This window comes from Pseudoalteromonas sp. BZK2, assembly GCF_014349195.1.
In the GTDB taxonomy this organism is placed as follows: Bacteria; Pseudomonadota; Gammaproteobacteria; order Enterobacterales; family Alteromonadaceae; genus Pseudoalteromonas; species Pseudoalteromonas simplex.
This window is the reverse complement of sequence record NZ_JACSOG010000020.1, coordinates 1-22627: the sequence shown is the minus strand read 5'-3', so window position 1 is coordinate 22627 and position 22627 is coordinate 1. Positions and strand designations below refer to the sequence as shown.

19 protein-coding genes and 1 other RNA gene are annotated in these 22627 nt (G+C 39.9%); 6 read left to right on the top strand and 14 right to left on the bottom strand.

Features of this window, described 5'->3' with window-relative positions:
• Positions 1 to 15 precede the first annotated feature (15 nt).
• Positions 16 to 396: a diacylglycerol kinase gene (locus BIZ38_RS13230; RefSeq protein ID WP_054553755.1), complete on the top strand. Its 381-nt coding sequence runs from the start codon at positions 16 to 18 to the stop codon at positions 394 to 396.
• On the opposite strand, the gene BIZ38_RS13225 is transcribed toward BIZ38_RS13230, so the two are convergent.
• The 9 genes from BIZ38_RS13225 to BIZ38_RS13185 form a co-directional block, all read right to left on the bottom strand.
• Positions 393 to 626 (bottom strand): hypothetical protein, encoded by a 234-nt coding sequence (locus BIZ38_RS13225; protein WP_054553756.1) that lies wholly within the window; start codon positions 624 to 626, stop codon positions 393 to 395. The genes BIZ38_RS13230 and BIZ38_RS13225 overlap by 4 nt on opposite strands.
• Before the next feature lie 63 nt (positions 627 to 689).
• Positions 690 to 1433 carry a hypothetical protein gene (locus BIZ38_RS13220; RefSeq protein ID WP_187490476.1) on the bottom strand — a complete coding sequence of 248 codons (744 nt, stop codon included), beginning with the start codon at positions 1431 to 1433 and terminating at the stop codon, positions 690 to 692.
• A gap of 71 nt (positions 1434 to 1504) precedes the next feature.
• Positions 1505 to 2947 (bottom strand): glycoside hydrolase family 10 protein, encoded by a 1443-nt coding sequence (locus tag BIZ38_RS13215; protein ID WP_262387610.1) that lies wholly within the window; start codon positions 2945 to 2947, stop codon positions 1505 to 1507.
• A gap of 144 nt (positions 2948 to 3091) precedes the next feature.
• The gene (locus tag BIZ38_RS13210; protein WP_187490474.1) at positions 3092 to 5710 is read right to left on the bottom strand and encodes a TonB-dependent receptor; all 2619 of its coding nucleotides are present in this window, start codon (positions 5708 to 5710) and stop codon (positions 3092 to 3094) included.
• Positions 5711 to 6036: 326 nt separating this feature from the next.
• A complete protein-coding gene (locus BIZ38_RS13205) occupies positions 6037 to 6759 on the bottom strand; it encodes an SIMPL domain-containing protein (protein WP_187490473.1) in 723 nt (240 codons plus the stop codon).
• Positions 6760 to 6926: 167 nt separating this feature from the next.
• Complete coding sequence (locus BIZ38_RS13200) at positions 6927 to 7226, bottom strand: hypothetical protein (RefSeq protein WP_187490472.1); 300 nt, start codon at positions 7224 to 7226, stop codon at positions 6927 to 6929.
• Between the two features lie 137 nt (positions 7227 to 7363).
• Complete coding sequence (locus BIZ38_RS13195; RefSeq protein WP_187490471.1) at positions 7364 to 8185, bottom strand: DUF4437 domain-containing protein; 822 nt, start codon at positions 8183 to 8185, stop codon at positions 7364 to 7366.
• Positions 8186 to 8255: 70 nt separating this feature from the next.
• Entirely contained in the window at positions 8256 to 9101 is an 846-nt protein-coding gene (locus tag BIZ38_RS13190; protein WP_187490470.1) for an enoyl-CoA hydratase/isomerase family protein, read from the bottom strand.
• 59 nt (positions 9102 to 9160) lie between these two features.
• The gene (locus BIZ38_RS13185; RefSeq protein ID WP_187490469.1) at positions 9161 to 9976 is read right to left on the bottom strand and encodes an SDR family NAD(P)-dependent oxidoreductase; all 816 of its coding nucleotides are present in this window, start codon (positions 9974 to 9976) and stop codon (positions 9161 to 9163) included.
• Positions 9977 to 10194: 218 nt separating this feature from the next.
• Between BIZ38_RS13185 and BIZ38_RS13180 the strand changes: the two genes are divergently transcribed.
• The 3 genes from BIZ38_RS13180 (at position 10195) to BIZ38_RS13170 (ending at position 14991) form a co-directional block, all read left to right on the top strand.
• Positions 10195 to 11115, top strand: coding sequence for a LysR family transcriptional regulator (locus BIZ38_RS13180; protein WP_138600024.1), 921 nt, complete (start codon positions 10195 to 10197; stop codon positions 11113 to 11115).
• A 333-nt stretch (positions 11116 to 11448) separates the two neighbouring features.
• Positions 11449 to 13239, top strand: a complete 1791-nt coding sequence (locus tag BIZ38_RS13175; RefSeq protein ID WP_187490468.1) for an ATP-binding protein — start codon at positions 11449 to 11451, stop codon at positions 13237 to 13239.
• Between the two features lie 777 nt (positions 13240 to 14016).
• A complete protein-coding gene (locus BIZ38_RS13170; RefSeq protein WP_187490467.1) occupies positions 14017 to 14991 on the top strand; it encodes a transposase in 975 nt (324 codons plus the stop codon).
• A gap of 422 nt (positions 14992 to 15413) precedes the next feature.
• Here BIZ38_RS13170 and ffs read toward each other — a convergent pair.
• Both ffs and BIZ38_RS13160 read right to left on the bottom strand, forming a co-directional pair.
• Positions 15414 to 15510: signal recognition particle sRNA small type (gene ffs, locus BIZ38_RS13165), an RNA gene on the bottom strand.
• Positions 15511 to 15646: 136 nt separating this feature from the next.
• Positions 15647 to 16516 carry a DUF3014 domain-containing protein gene (locus tag BIZ38_RS13160; RefSeq protein ID WP_187490466.1) on the bottom strand — a complete coding sequence of 290 codons (870 nt, stop codon included), beginning with the start codon at positions 16514 to 16516 and terminating at the stop codon, positions 15647 to 15649.
• 134 nt (positions 16517 to 16650) lie between these two features.
• Between BIZ38_RS13160 and BIZ38_RS13155 the strand changes: the two genes are divergently transcribed.
• The gene (locus BIZ38_RS13155; RefSeq protein WP_138599329.1) at positions 16651 to 17796 is read left to right on the top strand and encodes a patatin-like phospholipase family protein; all 1146 of its coding nucleotides are present in this window, start codon (positions 16651 to 16653) and stop codon (positions 17794 to 17796) included.
• 7 nt (positions 17797 to 17803) lie between these two features.
• Here the strand turns inward: BIZ38_RS13155 and BIZ38_RS13150 are convergent, their stop codons facing one another.
• Positions 17804 to 19777, bottom strand: a complete 1974-nt coding sequence (locus BIZ38_RS13150) for a monovalent cation:proton antiporter family protein (RefSeq protein WP_054553098.1) — start codon at positions 19775 to 19777, stop codon at positions 17804 to 17806.
• Positions 19778 to 19915: 138 nt separating this feature from the next.
• On the opposite strand from BIZ38_RS13150, the gene BIZ38_RS13145 reads away from it, so the two are divergent.
• Positions 19916 to 20812: a GGDEF domain-containing protein gene (locus BIZ38_RS13145; RefSeq protein WP_054553099.1), complete on the top strand. Its 897-nt coding sequence runs from the start codon at positions 19916 to 19918 to the stop codon at positions 20810 to 20812.
• Positions 20813 to 20837: 25 nt separating this feature from the next.
• On the opposite strand, the gene BIZ38_RS13140 is transcribed toward BIZ38_RS13145, so the two are convergent.
• Together BIZ38_RS13140 and tilS are read right to left on the bottom strand one after the other, a co-directional pair.
• A complete protein-coding gene (locus BIZ38_RS13140) occupies positions 20838 to 21182 on the bottom strand; it encodes a hypothetical protein (RefSeq protein ID WP_166341542.1) in 345 nt (114 codons plus the stop codon).
• Positions 21175 to 22485: a tRNA lysidine(34) synthetase TilS gene (gene tilS, locus BIZ38_RS13135; RefSeq protein ID WP_187490465.1), complete on the bottom strand. Its 1311-nt coding sequence runs from the start codon at positions 22483 to 22485 to the stop codon at positions 21175 to 21177. Before tilS ends, BIZ38_RS13140 begins: the two co-directional genes overlap by 8 nt.
• Positions 22486 to 22627 lie beyond the last annotated feature (142 nt).

Here is a 22627-nt window from a genome sequence, read left to right as displayed (position 1 = left end):
TAGAGATTTCAAACTATGCAATTTGATAGCACTAACAAACCCATTGGCATTAAACGTATCCTCCTCGCATTCAAAAACTCCCAACGAGCATTCACGTGGTTAGCAAAGCATGAGTCTGCTTTTAAACAAGAGCTGATACTGTTGGTCCTTGCCATAGCAGTGGTTTTTGTCTGGCAGATCAGCCTGTATGAGAAAATAATGCTGCTTGTATCAGTGCTATTTGTGATGTTTGCTGAAGTCGTCAATACGGCAATTGAAGCCGCCATAGACCGAATAGGCCTTGAAATTCATCCATTATCAGGCCTAGCTAAAGACTTAGGATCCGCAGCCGTACTGATTGCTCTAACAATTTGTGTGTTGGTCTGGGGCGGCGTGTTTATTAATAACCTAAGTTAGCTTACTTTTTTATCATCAGGGGTGTCATTACAAAGTGCACAGTGGCGCCCTTTTGATGAATGATATAAACGGGTTGCAATAAAAATGGCCGTGGCAATAAAAGACCAAAGTAGCGCAAAACCTAACGCGCTGAGTGTCTCGTGACCTTTTAGAATTTCTATCATAAATAATAAAATAGACACCAGCGTAAAAACTTTAGCGGCTCTGATCACCCAGAATTTTGTACCCATAACTTACTCCTTTAGAAAAACTCCTTTGGAAGAATAAGTGTAGTGCAAAATAAGAAGAACATACTAATAACTTAAAACAGGCTCAGACAATATTTGTACATTATTTTTAAACACCTCTAACAGCCCTGATGGCGAGTGTTCAGTACCAAGCGCTGTAACATGACAGACATAACGATAACCGTTGTTAGTAAAGGTATAAAAATGATTCCCTCCACTGCCATCAAAGCTTAATGTGCCCCCTGTGATCACCAGGCTTGGCTCATCTTGCATAGATTGATCCCTATTCCATGCCGCATAGCGGTATTGATGATCAGCCAGTTCATCAATACGAATTAAATGCTTTTTTGTTTGCCACGTTAATATCGACTTTGTGAATTCACGCAGGCTTTTGTGCAATGCTTGTTTTTGCTCGTCAATTAGCGCTTCGCGTTGTGCTTTTTCTGTCTCTGATTCATAGGGCACAGCCCAAATAGAGCCATCAAAATCCAGCCACAGTTTACCTGAATCAAACATAATGCCGCGCCAGCCCATCATTTCCCAATCATGGCGAATGTTGGAGTTAGCTATTTCTTCAACAAACTGTTTATCGAAAATTTGCTCAAATTTTTCTATAAACATTTGCTCATTTTCAATTGCTTGCAGCGGCGCTTTGCGCTTTAGCGGGTAATGGACTCTTTTAGCAATTGCAGCTTCATCACCCGCCTTAAACGCAGCAACCACAGGTTTGACAATACTTATGTGCTTTGTTGCGGCAGCTGTTGAAAATGAGATAAAGCAACCTAAGAAAATGACCGCAAAATACTTCATTGTATTCACTTTTATGGTTAAAAATTTGATTATCCAAAGCGTAACAAATTTTTGTATTTGCAGTACAGGTGCTATTGGAATAACAACTCAATCTCATCACTTTGGTTACCGAGCCTATCAATAGCAATTACCTTAATTGCCTCTAATGGTCGTTGTCCTTCAGAGGCCGCAACAGAAATTACACTCTCCTCACTTGAGTAGATATGATATTGCCACTGCTGTGCATATTTTAGATAGACAAGTAACTGTGATACTTGCTCAGAATTAGAATGACTCCAAGTAAGATGGATGTCTTCGCCAACATAATTCATATCAACATTAACAGCCGCTAAGTGCGGCGCAGCTATCCACGGAGTTTCTGGTATTAATGCTTGATGCTGATAAACGCCTTGTGCAATCACATCACTCATCAATTGGCTGCCATCAAGTGCTGCTACATTCCAAAACACTGTACCGGGTGATGTTGATAAAAAACCACGATTAATCATGATTTGATTCACGACTTCATCAACGCCGGCCTCATCAAATGAGCGTAACGCATTAATACCAGGCCACAGATGTCGTTCATGCGTATTCTGAGATTGCCACCAACTTAATAAGAGCGGGTAACTTTGTGCATACTGGTTTATTGGCCAATAAAGTTGCGGCGAAAAATAGTCAAGCCATCCTTCATTAAGCCAAAGCTTAGCATCAGCAAACAGCTTGTCATATTGATCCATCCCGCGAATAGTTTCAGGTTCACCAGGTCTATAGATACCAAATGGGCTTATGCCAACAAGTACATGAGGCTTCGATTGCTTTACTCGTTGATATAAGCGTTTAACGAACTGATTTACAGCTTCACGACGCCAATCACCTATCGAAAGTGCCCCGCCTTCAGCCACATATTGCCTGTATTGTTCAGCATCAGGAAAATCTTCATCGTTGTTGTAAGAAGGGTAAGGGTAAAAATAGTCATCGTAATGAATACCATCTAAATCATAGCTATCTACAAGTTCGGTTAATACATTTAATGTATGTGAAACCACGGCTTGATCGGTTGGTAAAAACCAATAGGTCTCATTTTTGAGTTTTACTACCTTTTCATTCATTTTTTCAACAACTGATTGTTCTGAAATTGGGCCCCCTATATGATGATGAGCACGATAAGGGTTTATCCATGCATGCAACTTTAAACCTCGTTTATGTGCTTGCTCTATCCAAAATTTTAATGGGTCATAAAACGGCTCAGGCGCTTTACCTTGCTCACCAGAAAGGTAATAAGACCAAGGTTCGTAAGAGCTTTGATACAAACTATCGGCTTGCGGTCGAACCTGAAAAATAACCGTATTAAAGTTATGTTTTTGAAGTGAATTAAGAATTTGAATAGCTTGTTCTTTTTGCTCTATCACTGACAGCCCTGGCTCATCAGGCCAGTTAATATTGGCAACAGTAGCAACCCATGCCGCACGAAACTCCCTTGCAACATGATCTTGATGGATGTTACCTAACAACTGCTTTTCAGTATTAGACATCTCCTTTATTTGTACGAAACTGCACGCACTCAAAACAAAGCATATTATCAAAGAGAAAACGTTTTTAAAGTACATTGTATACCCCACAAAAAAGGCACAACAAAGACTTGCTGTGCCTACATGTATCAAATTCAAAAGGAAAAATTAAAACTTCATTTGTGCGCCAAGTAAGAAACGACGACCATAATCGTGTATCGCTAATGGGCGATTAGCATCTGACATGCCAGTGCTATTGCCCGACGTTGCTTCTTGCTCTTCATCCGTGAGGTTAATTGCTTGGAATACAAGGTTTAAATCTTCAGTAACATTGTAACTAATATTAAGATCATACTGACCAAAACCATCTTTATATTGGTTCAAACCAAGATAGTTAGTGTAGAAATACTCTGAACGATAAGTATAAGAAACACGGGCACTAAAGGTTGTGTTTTCATAATATACTGTCGCGTTAAAGGTATCTTCTGAATTATTAGGTAAAACGGCTTCTTCACCTGCCTCTTTTTGCTCTGCAGTTTGTTTTAACTGTGCATCTGAATAGGTGTAGTTTGTCTGTACTCCAAAGCCGTAAGGGAGTTTCTGCGTGTAGTTAACTTCAAAACCTGAGTTCTCACCGCCTAAACCGTTCAGAGGCTGGGTCACTAAAAAATCACGAACTTCTTCCACGCCTGTATCAGGATCTGTCCAGGTCCATTGTTTTTCAATAGTGGCATTGGTTATGTATGAGTCGATATCTTTATAAAAATAAGCAAACGATAAAATAGATGATTCATTAAAGTACCACTCAGCAGATAAGTCATATTGAGTCGCACGGTAAGGCTTCAGGTTCGGGTTACCCTCAGAGCCTTTACAGCCTGTAGCTGCAGCACAATAACCACTTTTGCGGGCAGATAAGAAGTCATAATCCGGGCGAGACATGACTTTTGCCGCAGCAAAACGCACAACCACATCATCTGTAAAGTCGTAGTTGATATTCACACTCGGCAAGATATCATCGTAGCTATTAGAGCTATTGATATCTTGAATATTTTCAGGTGCAAAGCTGCGCCCTGTGTATTCAACAGAACGAGAATCTAGCTCTGTTTTCACAGCTCGAACCCCAAAATTACCGCGCCACTTATTATGATCGAACACCGCTTTTACATACCCTGCGGTGACGGTTTCTTCTAAATCGAATGTGTAATCAAGGTGTTCATATGGCGCTGTAGAAGGTGTTGTTGATGATATCCAATCAGCATATTTTGAATTATCAAACTGCCATAAAATTGCATTATCTGTCGAATCGCTTGCGAACATGCCTAAGTTAAATTGTTCACCATCTGATGATACTTTTGGATAATTCGCTTTTATTAAACTTGCAGCTTTTGAATGCTCTCGGTACTTAACCCCAGCCTTGATTGCTTTGAAGAAGTCACCATCTAATAGATACTCAAAATCTAGCTGCCCGTAAACTTCCTTTGAGTCGTTGTATATGTCATTTTTATGGTTGTAGTCTAAGCGATAATCATCAGCGCTTAAATCAGCGTCTAATGTTACATCTGGCGTTCCATTGTCTAATGTAAATGATGCGCTTGTATTTGCGTAATATTCTGAGTAAACATCACTTACTTCACCATCAGCCTTGCTATAACCTAGCTGACCTGTAACAGTGTAATTGTCTGCTTTATATGTCACTTTTAAATCGTGCGCTTGAGTTTTAAACTCCCCCTCATAACCTGCATTGCCATAATATCCTAAATTATTATGGGCCGGCAGATCTCCCGAAATCAAAGTGCCATCAACAATGACTGGATTTTCTACATTTGCAATGTTTTGCAAAATAAAGCCGCTTGAGTATGTTCCGTATGACTCATGCTCAGATTTTGAATATAAGTTATTAAAAACAAAATCTACGTTGTCATTAGCTGCATATTGAAACGTCAAAGTTGCGGTATCTAAATCACTATCACTTGCGTATCGGTTATAGCCTACCGCGCCAGGGTAAAACTCTGCGTTGCCATCTTGATCTGCATCGGTACTGCGATAGCCGAATCGAACTTCTTTGCTATCACGTTGGGTCGCAGTTTCTTTATGAACAAATCCTAGATTAAAACCAAAATCTTGTGCTTCATTTTTCCACGAATACAAACCAGAAAGGTACGGTTTAGTTTCTTCAGCATTTTCAAAATGATAAGCCTTAACAGAGAGCGCTGCGTAATTCGCTTCACTATCGAGCGGTTTACGAGTTTTTACAACAACGGTACCACCTATAGAACCCTCATCAATGTCTGCTTCTGCCGACTTATATACTTCAAGCGTATCTACTAATTCAGCTGGTAGCAGCGAGTAGTTAAACCCTCGTGAAGGACGCGTAATTGAAGCTGAAGCAGTTGCTGAAGCAACGTTTTGCCCGTTTAACAAGGTAATATTTAAATGCGGTGCAGTACCACGAATACTAACTCGGTCGCTTTCACCACCTAGGTCTTTTTCAACTTGTACACCCGGAATACGCTGTAGTGCATCAGCGACAGTTTGATCTGGAAATTTACCAATATCTTCAGCAGAAACGGCATCAACTACACTGTTTGAAAAGCGCTTCATATTAATGCTTTTCTCAACTGATGCAGCATAACTTCTTACTTCAATCTGCTCGATATCTTCTTTAGTTGCTTTTTTCTTTTCTGGCAGTTGATCAGCTGCATAAACAGATACTGATGTACTTAAAACTAAAGTAGGAATAAGTGCTTTTTTAACACCAGCCGCTAGCGCTGAGAATTTTTTATTCATGGAACTGTAACCTTATAGTTTTTGTAAAGTGAGAGATTTTGTGACTACAAACTACATAAATGCTCTTAAGAACAACAATTGGTAACAACTTTATTGTTACAATGCGGCTACAATATTAGTAATAAATTATAAAATCAAGATATTTTATTCTGAAAAACACACTTGGGGTAAAATATTTAATTCTCAACTTTTAAGCGTTCACCACCCATAAAGAGATAAACTAAATACAATCAATACCTTGTTAGCAATGAAAAGAGAAGAAACAAAATCAAAGCTGCTTTTAAAGATTCATAGGCTGCCTTGATGTTTTAAAAACAGGGAATTAATTATTCCAAAACTAAATCAAACACAACATTGACACTTGCTCTGAAGGTAATCGATTCTTGTAAATACTTACCTTCTGGGACTGTATTAATACGTGAGCCCGTTACCATGATTCGTTCAATATTTGTGTTGCTGCCATAGCCAAAGTGACTACCTACCTCTTGCGATTGAATACTATACACCCGACCAAGTTTCGCTTCGAATGCGCTAGCGAGGCTACTTCCCTGCTGTTTGGCATTCGCTACTGCTTTATCAAGAGCGGCTTGCTCGTAATCTGAGGCTTTGGTTGATAAAAGTTGAATTTGATCGATTTGATTGACACCCACTTTAAGCGCAAAGTTTAAAAAGCCATCCAAAAGGGAGAGTTGTTTAAGGCTGACTTTGACCTTTCGCGTGGCTCGAAAACCATCTTTAACTTGGTTATCGTTTTCGTCATAGCGCATGTTCGGCTCTACGAAAATTCGACCCGCAGAGATACTTTTTTCGTCTATTGAGAAATTATTTAAGCCCGCAAGGAGTTTATTTACTTGTTCATCGACTTGCTGCTTAGCCTGCACGCTTTCAGCTTTAACAGCTTCAAACTCTAACGTGATGTCAGCCCTGTCGGGGGCTGTACGCACAACAGCCTCACCTTTAACAACAATATGACGATTATCCGGCAGATTTGTTGCAGCTATTGCAGAACTGGTACATAAAACCAGTGGTAACAAAGATTTAAGCATCATAACCTCTCCTTAGAAAAAGTTATGATGCCTTGCTAGGGTGTGAATGTATAGCAATGTATGCTGTTTTTAAGTGTAAATAGTTGCGAAGAAAGGAAATTAATTAATGAAAAGCTAACACGGCATATTATGACAAGTTGCTAAAATATGCCGTCTTTTTGAAGATTTGCTTAGTGAGCTAGTACGCTTAGCCACTCATCTGGGTTTGCTAAAATGAACTCAAATATATCGTTATTATTTAAAGTTATGCGAATTCCATCTGCTGTGATTGGCAAAATACCCGCGCCTTTACCTGAACACTTACCAACGTTATTGATTTGCGCTCGGGAAAATGTGTATGGGCCTAAGCCTAGCTCTTTATTAAACGGTTCAAAAACAATGTCTTGTTCAGTAACTACAAGCTTACCATCCGCTTTTGCGACACCCGATTGAATAGTTGCTGCTGACTCTATAACTGTGTGTGCGTGCATATCCTTTACTCCACTTAACATATGAGTGTTAGTCTACACTCAATGAAACCTTAAAATTGCGTACCAACTTAAGATACAGCAAGTACAAAAAAAGTACAGTAGAGTTAGTTAATTTAAAGCATTATCTTTTGAAATAGTTATTGTTCACTGATCTGTAGTTTATTGTTAAATCGCACATAAACGATTGCTCCACCCTCAGTCTTTAGCTGATGTTTAAAACCGGCAACTGACGAGAAGTAACTACCAGCCTCAATTTGTTTTGCTTCACTATGTTCAACAGATCGGTAGTTAAGCTCGCCGCTGATCAAAACTGCGCGTAATGAACCTCTTTCACTTGTTAATTGCCCATTAAAACCCGCATCAAGTTTAACTAAAACACCTTGTTGATTTTGTTTTTGCCAAAGAGGGGTAAGGGTAACCTTTTTAGAGTCTAATGACGTTAACTCATCACTATTGAACCATACCATGTTGTCTGAATGAAGATTGAGTGAGTGCTCGCCATTATTAAACTGCGCCTTAGAAGGCTTAACCAAATAAGGCCCTTCATCGATTTCAAGGTATATGAGATTGGTCTCAGCCTTAGCAGCTGTTATGTGATTTTGCCCTGCAGGTTGCGTCCAAAATGACCCTGTTGCCATCCAATCCAATTCCGCATTTGGGTCATCATTATGCATCAGTCCTTTAATGACAATGCCACGGTATGAAATATTATGAATATGCGCAGGAGATGAAAAGCCCGGTTTAAAGCGCACTAGCATACCGGTTGCAGAATCTATTGTTCTGTCGCCCCATAAGTTTGCTGCGCCAGGGCTTTTGTCACCACGTAGAGGGTTTAAATATCCCCAGTTTACAGACTCTAAGGGGACAAGTTCAGACTTATCCAACCTTTTTTCATCAGCAGCGGCTGAAAATGCAGCAATAAGTACTACACTTGTTGTTAGTGATGATAGCTTTAACATATTAAATTTCCTCTAATAGCAAACCCAAGAGAACTCTCTTGGGGTTACAAATCTTGTTGTTAGCACAGTACTAATTTATTTCTTGTACCTTCATCACTAACTCCGGCCAATTACGCTGATTTTCTATGTCATGCTCAAGGCCTTGCTCATCGGCAATAGTGAAGCGCTTAATTGCAGGTGTTTTACTGGTTGCTTGATATAACCAATATGCTTCTGCTTTTAATGCCTCCGCAATTGGCTTATCAATTGATTCATATACCATTTGTTTGCATGCATTAATTGATTCAGCAGGAAACTGAGCAATTCGGTTTGCTAGCGTATCAACGTATTCATCAATCTCATCGGGGTTAAGCGCTTTATTAATGGTACCCATGCGCTCAGCCTCATCTGCATCAAAATCACGGGCACTCAAAATAATTTCTAAAGCACGACCTAAACCTGTCTGGCGAGCCATTCTTGAAGCACCGCCACCACAGGGTAAAATACCCATACCAACTTCCATTTGCATAAATTTAAACTTACCACGAGCTGCAAATCGCATATCAAGCGCTAGCGCTAGTTCATGGCCACCACCGCGTGCAAAACCTTCTAGTTTTGCTATTGTTGCCTGCGGCACTTTACTTAAGCGCTCACAAATTGATTGTAAGTCCAGCGGCTTCGCTTCATCGCGTGAAACAACTTCAACTGACATATCTTTCAATAGTTCAGTATCATAGTGGCAAACCCAAATTTCAGGGTTTGCTGATTGAAAAATAACAACTTTAGTGTTTTTATCTCGCTCTAAACGCATTGCTAAACTATTTAAATCAGCAAGCATTTCTTGGCCCTGAACATTAACTGGCCCAAAATCAAACGTAACAGTTAATACACCACCAGACTGAGTGGTCGTGAATGTTGTAAATCCTTCGTATTTCATAATTATCCCTAGTGTTTTTATTGGTTGCGGCTGTAAAAAAGCTATCGTAAAAATAAGCTCTAAATTTTTACATCTAGACGAGTTAAAACTTCGTCCATCGCCATAATCAAAGTAGTATTTTTTGCTGTATCAAACGCATCTGGATGTGGGTTCGAAAATGCACCAATATCATTATCAAAATAACGGCCAGTCATACCTGTAAATTGGTCACTTAACGCAGCCTTAACTAAAATATCAGCCCCGATAGCCAAATTTTTTCCTTGTGAACCATATGCTTCCTTAACCATTTTGCTTCCTAAAAAAGAGGCTGGATTAACTGCCACTAAAGAAGGAGTATTGTCTGCCCATTGTTTTGCCAATTGTAGCGTCCACATAGTTAGCGCTAATTTACTTTGCGCATAAGCACTGCTATCAGACAATGCTTGCAAGCCTTTAAGTGCTGCAATACTAACCGGTGCTTGCGCCGCTGAAGATAGGTTCACTATGCGACTATTTTCATTCATAAGAGCAGATAAAGTTTTGGTCAAAATATAAGGCGCAATCGTGTTCACTAAAAAGCGTACATCTAGACCACCCTCGCCTAGATTATTTGCTATTTTAAAAACGCCAGCATTATTGATCAGTACATCAATATGTGAATATTTAGCTTTGATCTGATTGGCTAATTCAACCACCTGTTTTAGCTCTGATAAGTCTGCTAAAAACGTATCAATTTTTGCACCGCTATAAAGCGCCTCTATCAACTCTTTTGCTTGTAAAAGCTTTTGCTGGCTACGACCATGAAGTAAAAGCGTATGACCTAATGAAGCAAGTTTTTTTGCCGTCTCTAGGCCAATGCCATCTGTAGCGCCTGTTAATAGAATTGTTTTAGGCATACATAATGATTCCTTTTAATAAGGGGTCAGTGAAGTTAGTCAAAGAAATAAATTCATCACTGCTATGCAGTTGATAAATACGGCTTACGTTCACATTTGAAACTCTCCCCTTTAGTTGCATTTGTCATGTTTAGTTTTACAAATAAAGCTTAAGGCTTTGGATAAAACGAATAAATAACGTATAAAAAGAATCAGAATTCTGATTTTCGAGATAATTGATGGACACTAATTGCATTAAACTATTTGTGTTAGCGGCTGAGACACTCAACATTAGTGCTGCAGGCGAGCAGCTGGGCCTTACTCCATCTGTAGCAAGTGCCTGGTTAGCCAAATTAGAAATGCAAGTTGGAGCAGACCTATTCCACAGAACGACAAGGAAAGTAACTTTATCACTTGCTGGCATGGAGTTTTTACCTTATGCCAAAGAGATCCTTGCTCAACAAGAAGCCGCGCTTGCAACCTTAGGACAAGGTAACCTTAATATTAGCGGAACATTGAGGTTTGCTGCATCAAGTACGTTTGCGCAGCGCTTTATCATGCCTATTTTGCCAGAATTCCTAGACCGCTACCCAGATATAAACCTTGAACTCATGCTCTCAGATGGCCAAGTTAAATTAATTGAAGGAGGGTTTGATCTAGCACTGAGAAACCTCGCTGTGGAAGATAGTAGCTTGATTTGCAGACGCCTTGCCAAAGACACTCGGATATTGTGTGCCTCACCAGACTACTTGGCTCGTAATGGCACACCGAGGAATCCTGAAGAGCTTATCCAACATCAATTATTAGTGTTTTTAAATACCAAACCCCGTAAGTTAATTACCCCTAATTGCAGCGATCATTTTAGTTTTCCACCTGAAAAAAGTAAGCCACGCATTTTGTGTGATGATGGCGCAAGTATGCGTATAGCAGCAAAAGCTGGCGTGGGTATCTGTATGAGTTCATTGTGGAATATTCATACTGAGCTAGAAGCAGGTTCTTTAATTCGAGTTTTACCTGATTATCAAATAAGTGATAACAGCGCTATCTGGCTTGTATACCCGAAATCAAATGTACTTACGGCTAAAGTAAGAGTTCTTATAGATTTCTTAGTCGAAAAAATAGGTAACTCGCCAGAGTGGGAAACGATAAATAAAAAATGATTACTCTATTATGAGCACCCTGCACGATTTAATAGCAAAAACTAATACCTATGCGCTTAATTAGGTAGACTATTTTGAGGCAATAAAACCTCGTTGATAACAAAGCAAAAATTTCATTATTTAGTTATTTTCGGCAATTGCTCCCGCATTGCTCTCCCTTCTGTATCCATGCAGTCGAAAATCAGAAACTCTTAACACAGGTAGCAATAGCCTTACATAAAACATAATTAAGTATTATTAAATAATGATATAGGTAAAACTTAAGTAATAAAAGTCACGGATTGTCTTTTTAAATGCTATGCTTAGAGTTACTAATTAGTAGGTACAAGACTCATGACTCAATCGCTAAAGAAAACTCAAACAAGGCTGAGAGTAAACGCGGTAATTGTGATTATATTAGTCATTCTGCTAACAGTGACTTCATTATTCTTTTACAAGCATGTTGATAACCAATGGCGTGATTATTCCAATACTGCAAGCAACGTTTATGTTTTACATGACACCTTGGTGCAAAGGTTAGGATATGGTGGCTTTATACACCACTTTAAAAATCTAATTTTAAGAAAAAATGTTGATCTTTACCTCCCTAGTATAAAAAAAGAAATTTACGAAATAAAAGTAATACTTGAAAAGCTAGAAGCTGTAGAAAATTACGACAAGCAAGCTCTCGGCGGTGTAAGAACGACCCTAGCTAATTATGAGGAAAAGCTTGATTTAGCGCTCAAAATGATTGAACAAGGCGCTTCTAGTGAAGCTATTGACGACATTGTAAAAGTTGATGATGCGAAAGCCCTTGCAGCTCTATCTGACTTTGAAAGCCACGTAAACACCATGCTTAAGAAAAAGAGTGTGGCGATTAATGAAAACTTTAAATTTGCATATACAGTTCATATTCTGACGATTGTACTTTTGGCTGGTATTTTGCTCTTTTACTTTAAAAAGCTATCTACCTCATATAAAGAGCAACAAGCTTTAACTGATCAAGCATTAGAAGGGGCAAGAATTAAATCAGAATTTCTTGCTAATATGAGTCATGAAATTAGAACCCCCTTAAATGGCATTATGGGTTTACTACAAATCCTGCAACCTAATGTTCAAAAGCCCCAAAACATAGAAATTGTCTCAAAAGCTCTTTTTTCATGCCGATCATTACTTACTATTATTAATGATATTTTAGACTTTTCTAAAATGGAAGCGAACGAGCTTACAATCGAAAATGTTAACTTTTCTTTGATAAAAATAGTTGAATCTATAAATTCTGATTTTTTACCTATCTGTAACGAAAAGTCTATCGAGCTAAACATTGATATAGACAAAAATGTCGAAAATATATGGATTGGTGATCCTGTTCGTATTAGGCAAATAATTTTAAACCTAGTTTCTAACGCTGTGAAATTCACAGAGCAAGGTGGTATACAAGTTATTGTAAAGAAAAAAGTAAAAAACTTAATCCCAGGTATCGAGTTACAAGTATTAGACACAGGAATAGGTATGAGTGAAGAAGGTTTGGCAAATCTTTTTCAACGCTTTCAACAGGCTGATAATAGTATTACACGCCGCTTTGGCGGCACAGGCCTTGGCATGTCAATAACAACAAACTTAATTAAACGGATGGGAGGTACTATAGACGTTGATAGTAAATTAGGCGAAGGCACACGCTTTACCATATTTTTACCGCTAGAAATAGCAGAGCAGCAGCAAATCATAGAAAGCCCCCATATAACTGATGTTCCCAATCTTGAAGGTAAAACAGTTCTAATTGCTGAAGATAACCCACTTAATACTATGGTCATTCAATCCTTAATGGCCGAAACAAATGCCAATGTTCAGTTTGCCAAAGATGGTTTAGAGGCTATAGATTTATTTAAAAAAATAAACCCTATGCTCGTTCTTATGGATATCCAAATGCCAAAAATGGGGGGGATTGAAGCCTGTGCACACATTCGAGCATTAAACCCTACGACTCCGGTAATCGCGTTAACAGCAAATGTCATGAAAGAAAATATTATAGAATACAAGAACTGTGGTTTTTACTGCCATGTTGGTAAGCCCATTGAAAAACATCTACTCTTTGAAGCCTTAAATAATGCCATTTCACAGCACAGCCAAAACTTATCTGATTAATAAAAACGGCCCCATAATTAGAGAACATGACTCCAGCACTAACAGTTTAAATCCCAACAGCTAGTGTCTGAGAAATGATAAAAAGACACCCATGTTTAAAGATAATTAATTGAGAAATGATAAAAAGACACCCATGTTTAAAGATAATTAATCACCTACTTTAGAGAGGACTAGAGACATCACGTAATTAGACACCCACTTTTGGTAAAATTAGCATATCAATTGCATTTGACTTAGCGAAAAAGATCGCTCATAGTCGAAAAAATCATCAATACACATAAAATCTAATAATAAACACATCTAATTTGCTTGTAATGAAACTATATAGAGGAAGCTTGCAATGCCTTTCCTCAACAAAACCAAGCTTTAACAAATTAGAGAGTAGCAATTTATTATAAAATGCTATGCAAATGTGGGGAGTGCATTATGAATCGCAAGTCAAAATTAATTTATCGTATTATGTTAGCCTCAAAAGTTAACAACTCTAATAAAGAAATTTCTATTGATAACCTAAAACAGAATTGCTGTCTTTCTGAAACCGAACTACTCAACATACTAAAAGAGCTAGAAATAAAGAAACTTATATGTTGGGATTCTAGCAAGTCAACATTTATGATTTCGAGTTAACTTACTAGTTTTTAAAGTATAATCAACCTAAGATTACTTGCGAAACAAATTGTCAATTGTTTAACAAAAAAGCGAATAAACTACTTTCTGTTTCTCACTCTTTAGAATTACAGCTAAGCTTATAGTGTTCAACTCATGGAGGAGAAGAGCATGGCAACCCCTCGTAGAAACTTAATTAGCGTTTCAAACACGCCTTACTATCACTGTATTTCACGCTGCGTTCGTCGCGCTTATTTGTGCGGGCAAGACCCACTAACAGGTCGTTCGTATGAACACCGGCGCGATTGGGTTGAAAAGAAACTACTTCAACTTGGTCGTATATTTTGTATTGATATTTGCGCTTACGCGGTTATGAGTAACCATACTCATCTAGTACTTCATATTGATATAGCAAAAGCAAAGCGTTTGAATAATAAAGCGATTCTGATTAAATGGCACAAGTTATTTAAAAGTACATTCCTTTGCCAACGATTCTTAAATGGCGAATTGCTAACACAAACCGAGCTCGCTGCGGTTAATGCCAGAGTAAATTTATATCGAGAACGGCTCAGCAGTATTAGTTGGTTTATGCGCGTTCTTAATGAGAGTATTGCACGACAAGCAAATCAAGAAGATGAGTGCAAAGGACGCTTTTGGGAAGGTCGCTTTAAATCACAAGCTTTACTTGATGAAGCAGCTCTTGCAGCTTGCCTTGCGTATGTTGACCTAAACCCTGTAAGAGCGAAAGCGGCTGATTTACCTGAGCAATCTGACTACACCAGTATTAAATCTAGAATTAATGCAGCTCAAAATAATAAGCAACCGAAATCACTTATGCGCTTTGCAGGTAAACCACGTAAACATATGCCTAAGGGACTACCATTTGAGCTCAAGACATATCTGCAACTTGTAGATTGGACAGGCCGTTCAATACGAGAAGATAAACCAGGGAAAATCCCTGAAGATGCATTACCAATACTTGAAAGACTAGATATTTGTACTGACAACTGGCTTACACTCACCACTTCCTTTACTCGCTCGTTTAAAAATACGGCTGGTAAAGAGCAAGCAATCACAGCTTACACAAATCACATGAAACGAAAACGAAGAAGCTCTATTAGCACTAGTCGTGCACTATTTACCTAAACCGAAACTCGAAAATGTTTAAAGTAGCCTGATTTGGACTAAGTTTGCCCAAATCAGGCGCTAATCAGACAATGTCTACAGAATCACCTAAACATTACATTTATCTGTAAATTAATTTAGAACGACTAAGCAAGCCGGCTTTAAAATTAGTTATTAAAATACCTACAAAAGTGGATGTCCGAATAACTTTATTACCTGTACCTAACCAGCTGTGTCATCTTCAATCAAATCATCAACATTGAGCCGGAATTTATATTGTTTAACTTGGGTGTCTAGATAACCTTAAAGTGGATGTCTTGATAACTTAAGAAATAAAAAGCTCAAAGAAAGTTAGATTAATACAAGAATAAAAGATTGGTTCTAAAAAAATTTAAAAGGAATTTAAATGAAATAAGTCACCCAAATAGAATTTTGGGTGGCAGTCTTACCAGCCGCATCTCGGCACACACGTCACACGCTGTGGCTGCTCCCTTCCGGGCCTGACCAGGTTCACCTGCTAGTGTTGCGAGAGGACCAATAAGACTACCATTGAGGGCCTTGTTTGGCGCGGGAGGGATTATCTCTACTTTTAGCCAGTTATTCAAGGGGTATTCGAAAAAGAAAGTGCGATTGCATACTTGGTATACAATCGCACTGTCATTAAGGGGGTTATCGCTTACTTTTCAAGTTCAGCTTTAATGTTGCGCAGCGCAGCTTTCACTTTCTTCATATTTTCTGGGCCCATACGCAGCAATTGTTTTTGCGCATCGGGTAAGTTTTCCCACTCAGAGTAAGCATATTGATACGTAACTGAGTTACGAACGAGTGGCATATCACCTTTAGGCTCTGGCGTATCAAGCAGTACATCAATCGCCTCTTCTAACGTGCCTGTGAATGCATCACCTTCGTAACCAATTTCTGCATAAGCTTCACTGATAAGGGGTTTATATTCATCATACATACGAATAACTTGAGCAGCGCTAAGGCTGGTAAATAATTTTACGTACGGCGTATAGCGCTCATAGCTATTTGGGTCGATTGTTAAAATATCGCCCTCGATAACTTTAAACGACTCTTTAGGGCGTTCTACAGGTGCATGGCTAACTGCCACTTTACCTTTTGCGATGTTATCAACGTACACAACACCACGGCGAATAATATCATCAGTCACCATTAAGCTCATCACTTGGTCGCTTAGTAACTCATCCATGCGAGCAACAACCACTTCATCGCTTTCATTTAACGTTGGTAGTTGCTCAACTTCTGGAACTGGCTCTGGAGTGCGCTCTGGTGCAGTATCTACAACAACGGGCTCTGGCTCAGGCTCTGTCACTTCAGGTTCTGGGTCAGGCTCTGGCTCTTGATACTCAACAACTGGCGCTTGTTCGCTAACAATGTCTTCAACAACTTGCACTGGTTTATCTTCAGGCTTCAATAAAATAAACGCTGCCACACCAGCAACAAGGATAAGCACAACCACCGCAAAAATCAGGTTGTTATTTGATGAACCCTTTTGTACTTCAGGCTCTGACGAATGCTCTGACATAGACACTCCCTTAAAAATAAAACAGATAAAAATACGAAAAAACCATTTAGCCTTGAGCTAATCTTTGCTTCTTCTAGCTTAAAGACTTACAGTTGATAAATAAAGTAAAGACGCACAACTATTTAAATGCAACCATGAGCAGTAAGTTAAAAAAAACACAACACTCTAAAATCGCTTTATTACTAACAGGTGGTGGCGCGCGAGCGGCTTATCAAGTTGGTGTGCTTAAAGCGATAACGCAAAGCATGCCTCGTACAGCACCGCTGCCCTTTACTATTATTAATGGGACATCAGCTGGGGCAATTAATTCCGCTGCATTAGCATGTTATGCATCGTGTGCACATTTAGCATGCAAAAAACTTGAATGGGTTTGGAAGAATTTTTCGACCTCTCAAGTTTATAAAAGCGACTTTTTAAGTGTGTTTTTGCATATTACCCGCAACATGCTTACAAGTTTTCAATCTGAACATATAAATCACCCACCAGCGAGTTTGCTGAACAATAAGCCGCTGCGAAAACTGCTACACGAAATACTCGATTTATCGCGTATCGAACGAAACCTGCATAAAAACTACCTAGATGCAGTGTCGATTACTGCTTCGAGCTATACAACTGGTGACTCTGTGGCATTTTTTCAGTCACTTACACAAAAGCCGTGGCGCAGAGCAAAACGTGAAGGACAAGCAACCCGCATAAATGTTGAGCACTTAATGGCGTCGAGTGCCATACCTATGGTGTTCCCAAGTGTGAATGTGTATAACCACTATTTCGGCGACGGCTCTATTCACCAACTTTCGCCACTGAGTCCGTCGGTTCATTTAGGTGCTGAAAAAATCTTTATTATTGGTGTTGATGAACCAAAAGAATTGCATCCGCCGGGTTATCAGCCTCATTACCCTGGTCTTTCGAATATTGCAGGCCACTTACTCGATAGCGTCTTTACCGACACGCTACAGTCTGATTTAGAGCGTTTACAACGTATCAATCGCACGCTGAGCCTATTACCTGCACGCGACAAACACCAAGAGCTTAAACAAATTGAAACTTGCGTGATCAATCCATCGCAAAACTTTAATGCAATCGCAGCTCAGTTTTATGATGACATGCCCATGGCAATTAAGGTGTTACTACGTATGATTGGTGTTAAGAAACGTTCGCAATCGAGTTTAACAAGCTACTTACTGTTTGAAAAACGTTATACCCAAAAGCTCATTGAAATTGGCTACCAAGATGGCCTTAAAAAGCTACCTGAAATTCGTAAATTCTTAGAGCTGGAGTAGCTAATAGCTACTCCATACCGTCGAGTAAAAACCTCTCTACCCGCTCTACTCGGCGAGGCTTACCTTGCAACACTAAAATATCGCCTGCTAATAAAATAGTTTGTGATGAAGGCGCGTCAATTTCACGGTCTTGTCGGCGCAGCGCTCTAACCGACACACGGCGCTGCTCAAGTTTAAGCTCACTAATTTTCTGATTAACCGCATAAGCGTGTTCTGGCAGAGCTATAACATGTAAATACTCAAGCCTATCTGAACTGGCCTCTTCACCATCGAGTTTATCGCCAGTGAAAAAGCCATTTAAGAACTTATAACGGTTGCGCCGCTCTTTACTAACACGGCGTATGATCCGTGTCATCGGCACACCAGACATATAAAGTACATGCGAAACTAACATTAAACTTGCTTCAAGGGTTTCTGGTACCACCTCAGTAACACCGAGTTCTTTAAGCGTTTCCATTTCGGTATCATCGCGCATTCGTACCAATATCTTTACATCAGGTGCTATTTGTTTGATGGCATCAACAACTATTTGCGTTTGCTCAAAATCGGTAAAGGTAATAATCACCAACCTTGCACGCTCAACGCCCGCTGATTTTAAAATATCTTTTTGATTCACATGGCCAAATATAACCGGTTCACCAGCCGCTTTCGCTTCTTGCAATAAGATAGGGTTACTTTCGACCGCGACGTATTCAATTGCTTCTGGCTTTAAAAAGCGCGCAACAGTTTGCCCTACACGGGAGAAACCACAAATAACGACATGATTTTGATACAAAGGGCTACTTGTCGCGGGCTGTTGCCAGTACTGTCCTGCATGGCTTAAAAGGCCAAGTTTTTTGAGAATAAGCGGTGTTTTTTCAATTAAGTAAGGCGTTAGCGCCATCGAAAGTACGCCAACTGCAATTAAAAACGAAGCTTGCTCTGAGCTTATCAGCAAATGCTGCGAAGCAAGTGCAATTAATACAAAGCCAAATTCTCCCATTTGCCAAAGCATAATACCCGCTGATACCGCATCTTGCTTTCGCTCCCCCATCACTTGCGCAGAAATAGCAAGCACCGCAATTTTAAATAGCAATAAGCCAATTAATACCGCGATGATCCAGTACCAACTATTAAGTACATAAAGCACATCTAACTGCATACCAACAGTCACAAAGAATAGCCCCATTAATATATCGCGAAACGGTCTAATATCGGCTTCTAGTTGGTGACGATAATGGCTTTCTCCTAACATCATGCCGGCTAAAAAGGCGCCTAACGCCATCGATAAACCAAATAGGTAAGTCAGGCCTGCGGCAAACAAGGCAACCAATAAAGTCGTTAGCATAAATAGCTCATCGGTTCTTACCAGCGCTATTTCGCTAAACACTTTAGGCAAAATCCATTTACCTATGCCGAACAATAAAATACACACTAAAGCACCTTTAGTAAGTGCAAAAGCCAATGCACCGGCAATTTCTTCAGAGCCACTTTGGGCTAGCAAGGGGTAAACAATGAGCAGAGGGACAACAGCAATATCTTGAAACAGCAACACCCCTATTGCCAACTGGCCGCGGCGCTGGTTTAAATCTCCAGATTCTTTAAGTAGCTTCACCACCACCGCCGTTGAAGACAGCGCCATTAAACTAGCAATAGTAAAACTGTTTAAAAGGCTGTGCTCTAGCAGCAGTAAAATTAGCATAAACACTATGCTGGTTACCACGACCTGTAAGGAGCCAAGACCAAATACAATATTGCGCATTGCCATTAAACGCGGCAATGAAAACTCAAGCCCTAAGCTAAACAGTAAAAACACAATGCCGAGCTCAGCAACAAAGTGCATTTCATGGCTTTGCGCCATCCAGCCAATACCATGACTCCCTGCCAGTACACCTGTCGCAAGATAAGCAAGAATGGGTGGTAAACCAATTCGCTTGAAAAACCAAACAAATAATACGGCAGCGACGAGCAAGCCAAACACTTGGATCAGCACATTTTGCAAGCAATCAACTCCCTAGACTTAGTGACAAAACTGGTTTCTCTTTTAAATATAGCAACCATCTGTTTTTCGGCCAGTTTAAAAATATGGCACAAATCTCGCTACATGGGAGTATCTAAACACTCCGGGGGGAGAATTATCATGGAAAATGTCCATATTTTGACGCAGCGGGTGTCTGCGCGAGGCGAGTTTCTGCCGTTTTCGGCAGAGCATTACCGAATAAATGAAACAAATAGTCCACACGATTTGGTCGCAAAGTTACAAACCACGTTATCAATCGAAGAAATTTTGACTATTTTTGCCGAGCACGCAAAGCAACTAATCAATTTATCTGGCTTACAGTTCCAATCTGCACTCGGAGTGTCACAAAGCGCAGGCAGCGATACCAGCCAAACACCGTACTCTTTTGATTTAGATATCGAAAGTGAACGCTTAGGGCAGCTAATTTACTTTAGTCAGTTCCCTATGGGTAAAGCGATTGAAGCAAAATTAAAGCAGCTCCATACAGCCCTCGTTTACCCATTACGTAATGCGCTTATGTACACCCGCGTATTACGTTTAGCGACTAAAGATGCGCTAACAGGCTTAAATAACCGTAGTCAATTTAATGACAGCTTGGCACAAAAGCTAGAACGTTGCCGCCGTCAACATCGCCCATTTAGCTTAATGTTGCTTGATTTAGATAACTTTAAACAAGTAAACGATAACTTTGGTCATAAAATTGGCGATGATGTGTTACAAGAATTTGCTAACGTACTGCGCAGTAGTGTGCGCGGCACTGACTCGATTTTCCGCTTTGGTGGAGATGAGTTTGCATTATTAATCGATGACCCTGAGTTTACCACCAATAAGGTGATAGCTGATCGCATTATGAGCTTAGTTGCTAACTCAGGGTTGATGGCTCAATATGATGTAACATCAAGCATTGGTTATACGCTAGCCAACAACCAAGACTGCGAAAACGAAGTGTTTGCCCGTGCTGACAAGGGCCTCTATAAGGCAAAAGCAGCAGGAAGAAACTGCGCAAGAGCTTACTAATTGAGTAAAAGCCTAGCATCCCCCGCTAGGCTTTTTTGTTTATAAGTTTATAACCAAATAATACTAACCAAAAACCAGCGAAGAAGCCGCTTAATAAGTAAAGCAAGGCAGCCATGGTGGTAAGGGGCGATACCATCACTAATGCCAGCGGCGTAAGTACGCCCAGAATAAAGAAAATACCGCCTTTGCCTGACCAGTAACCTAGCAGCAATAATGAGCATACTAGGCCGCCAGCTAGTGCATAAAAAAGTGTATTTATTGTCAGCTCTGTATAAGCAAAACCAGCAATTACAGCCACTAGCACCGACAACGCAAAGCCAAGTGGTGCTTTATTAACTAGTGATAAACCTACATGAGGTTGTTCACTCATAGAGTGTCTCCCAAAGAATTCCATCTTCAACACTGTGCTGTTCACTAACAAAGTAGCCAACAACTTGCACAAGTTGATCGTTATAAAAAATTAGTGGTGTCTGCGCACGTAACCAAGGAGCTACTTTGGCATCTTTAAACCAATGTTTTAAGGTGTTTGAGCCGGGTTTATGTAAAGGTTTGATACGTGCTTGCGGCTTATTAAATTCAACCCTTACTTGCTCATCGGGCTTTGGTTTTCTAATACCCTTACCCACTTTCACTATTAGTTTTCGGCCATCAATCAGTTCAACGCTTTGCAAAGCAATATCCATCGCCTCAGGTATTGCCTGCTCTTTCACAAAGTACCAATGCTGCTGATGCCGGCGAACATCACCGCTTTGCAAACAAATTTTTAGCTGGGCATCGGCTTTTGCCGTTAAACCTTGCTCAATAATTTGCTGAAGCTGATTCTCAGAAGGTAGTTGATGGGTAAACTGATTCAGCCACGCACGCACAAGGTTTGCTTGTCTGGGCTGGCTAAAGGGCGAAATTGCCTGACAACTTAAGCCACCCTGCGAATTTTGGCAATGCGCAAGGTCACTTTGCGTATATTCATCGAGCAGTGATTGCTGTTGCTGTAAAAGCCGAATACTGCGCGCTGCGCTTTTTTCAAACCCTTGAAAACGCTTCGTTAAAATAGGCAGAACCTGATGACGTAAAAAATTGCGATCAAAGCGCTCATCAACATTTGAATCATCGGTGATATGGGTAATAGCAAGTTCATCGGCAAATTGTTCAATTTGCTCACGCGAGATATTAATCAATGGTCTAAAACACACACGCCCAGACGCTAATAATCGTGTTTGTGGCATTGATGCTAAGCCCTGCAAGCCTGAGCCGCGTTTTAGACGAAGTAAGAAAGTCTCAAGTTGATCATTCAAGTGCTGGCCAAGCAGTATTACACTACCTAACATACAGTTTTCGTCGAGTGCTAGGTATCGTGCCTCTCGTGCTTGTGCCTCAAGTGATGTACGCGAGCGCTGATGAATTTCAACTTGCACCGCTTTAAATGAGACATCGAGCTCTTCACATAGCGATTGGCAAAACCCTTGCCACTCATCAGCATACTTGCTCAAACCATGATTAACATACACAGCTTCAATTTTAAGTTCTGAGTGCTGCTGTTGAGCTTGCTTCATTAAATGTAACAATACAACCGAATCAACACCGCCAGATAAGGCAACGCTAAAGCAACTTTGCTGAGCGTTCAGCAAAGGCAGCAATTGTGCTAAAAAATGGTGGTATAAATCTGATGTTTGCATTAAAAACCAATGAGTATACAAGCGTCTTTGTTATCGGCATTATAAAGTAAAAGATCCACCTTCTAAAGAAGGTGGCTTTGCATTAGCCCCCTAGAAGGGGGCGTTGTTTACTACAGTGTTAACTGCGCCTGCTCTTGCACCT

Excerpts from the sequence above, each read along its gene's own strand:
- BIZ38_RS13230 (WP_054553755.1), top strand. The coding sequence starts at position 16 with ATGCAATTTGATAGCACTAACAAACCCATTGGCATTAAACGTATCCTC.
- BIZ38_RS13225 (WP_054553756.1), bottom strand. The coding sequence starts at position 626 with ATGGGTACAAAATTCTGGGTGATCAGAGCCGCTAAAGTTTTTACGCTG.
- BIZ38_RS13220 (WP_187490476.1), bottom strand. The coding sequence starts at position 1,433 with ATGAAGTATTTTGCGGTCATTTTCTTAGGTTGCTTTATCTCATTTTCA.
- BIZ38_RS13215 (WP_262387610.1), bottom strand. The coding sequence starts at position 2,947 with ATGTCTAATACTGAAAAGCAGTTGTTAGGTAACATCCATCAAGATCAT.
- BIZ38_RS13210 (WP_187490474.1), bottom strand. The coding sequence starts at position 5,710 with ATGAATAAAAAATTCTCAGCGCTAGCGGCTGGTGTTAAAAAAGCACTT.
- BIZ38_RS13205 (WP_187490473.1), bottom strand. The coding sequence starts at position 6,759 with ATGATGCTTAAATCTTTGTTACCACTGGTTTTATGTACCAGTTCTGCA.
- BIZ38_RS13200 (WP_187490472.1), bottom strand. The coding sequence starts at position 7,226 with ATGCACGCACACACAGTTATAGAGTCAGCAGCAACTATTCAATCGGGT.
- BIZ38_RS13195 (WP_187490471.1), bottom strand. The coding sequence starts at position 8,185 with ATGTTAAAGCTATCATCACTAACAACAAGTGTAGTACTTATTGCTGCA.
- BIZ38_RS13190 (WP_187490470.1), bottom strand. The coding sequence starts at position 9,101 with ATGAAATACGAAGGATTTACAACATTCACGACCACTCAGTCTGGTGGT.
- BIZ38_RS13185 (WP_187490469.1), bottom strand. The coding sequence starts at position 9,976 with ATGCCTAAAACAATTCTATTAACAGGCGCTACAGATGGCATTGGCCTA.
- BIZ38_RS13180 (WP_138600024.1), top strand. The coding sequence starts at position 10,195 with ATGGACACTAATTGCATTAAACTATTTGTGTTAGCGGCTGAGACACTC.
- BIZ38_RS13175 (WP_187490468.1), top strand. The coding sequence starts at position 11,449 with ATGACTCAATCGCTAAAGAAAACTCAAACAAGGCTGAGAGTAAACGCG.
- BIZ38_RS13170 (WP_187490467.1), top strand. The coding sequence starts at position 14,017 with ATGGCAACCCCTCGTAGAAACTTAATTAGCGTTTCAAACACGCCTTAC.
- BIZ38_RS13160 (WP_187490466.1), bottom strand. The coding sequence starts at position 16,516 with ATGTCAGAGCATTCGTCAGAGCCTGAAGTACAAAAGGGTTCATCAAAT.
- BIZ38_RS13155 (WP_138599329.1), top strand. The coding sequence starts at position 16,651 with ATGAGCAGTAAGTTAAAAAAAACACAACACTCTAAAATCGCTTTATTA.
- BIZ38_RS13145 (WP_054553099.1), top strand. The coding sequence starts at position 19,916 with ATGGAAAATGTCCATATTTTGACGCAGCGGGTGTCTGCGCGAGGCGAG.
- BIZ38_RS13140 (WP_166341542.1), bottom strand. The coding sequence starts at position 21,182 with ATGAGTGAACAACCTCATGTAGGTTTATCACTAGTTAATAAAGCACCA.
- tilS (WP_187490465.1), bottom strand. The coding sequence starts at position 22,485 with ATGCAAACATCAGATTTATACCACCATTTTTTAGCACAATTGCTGCCT.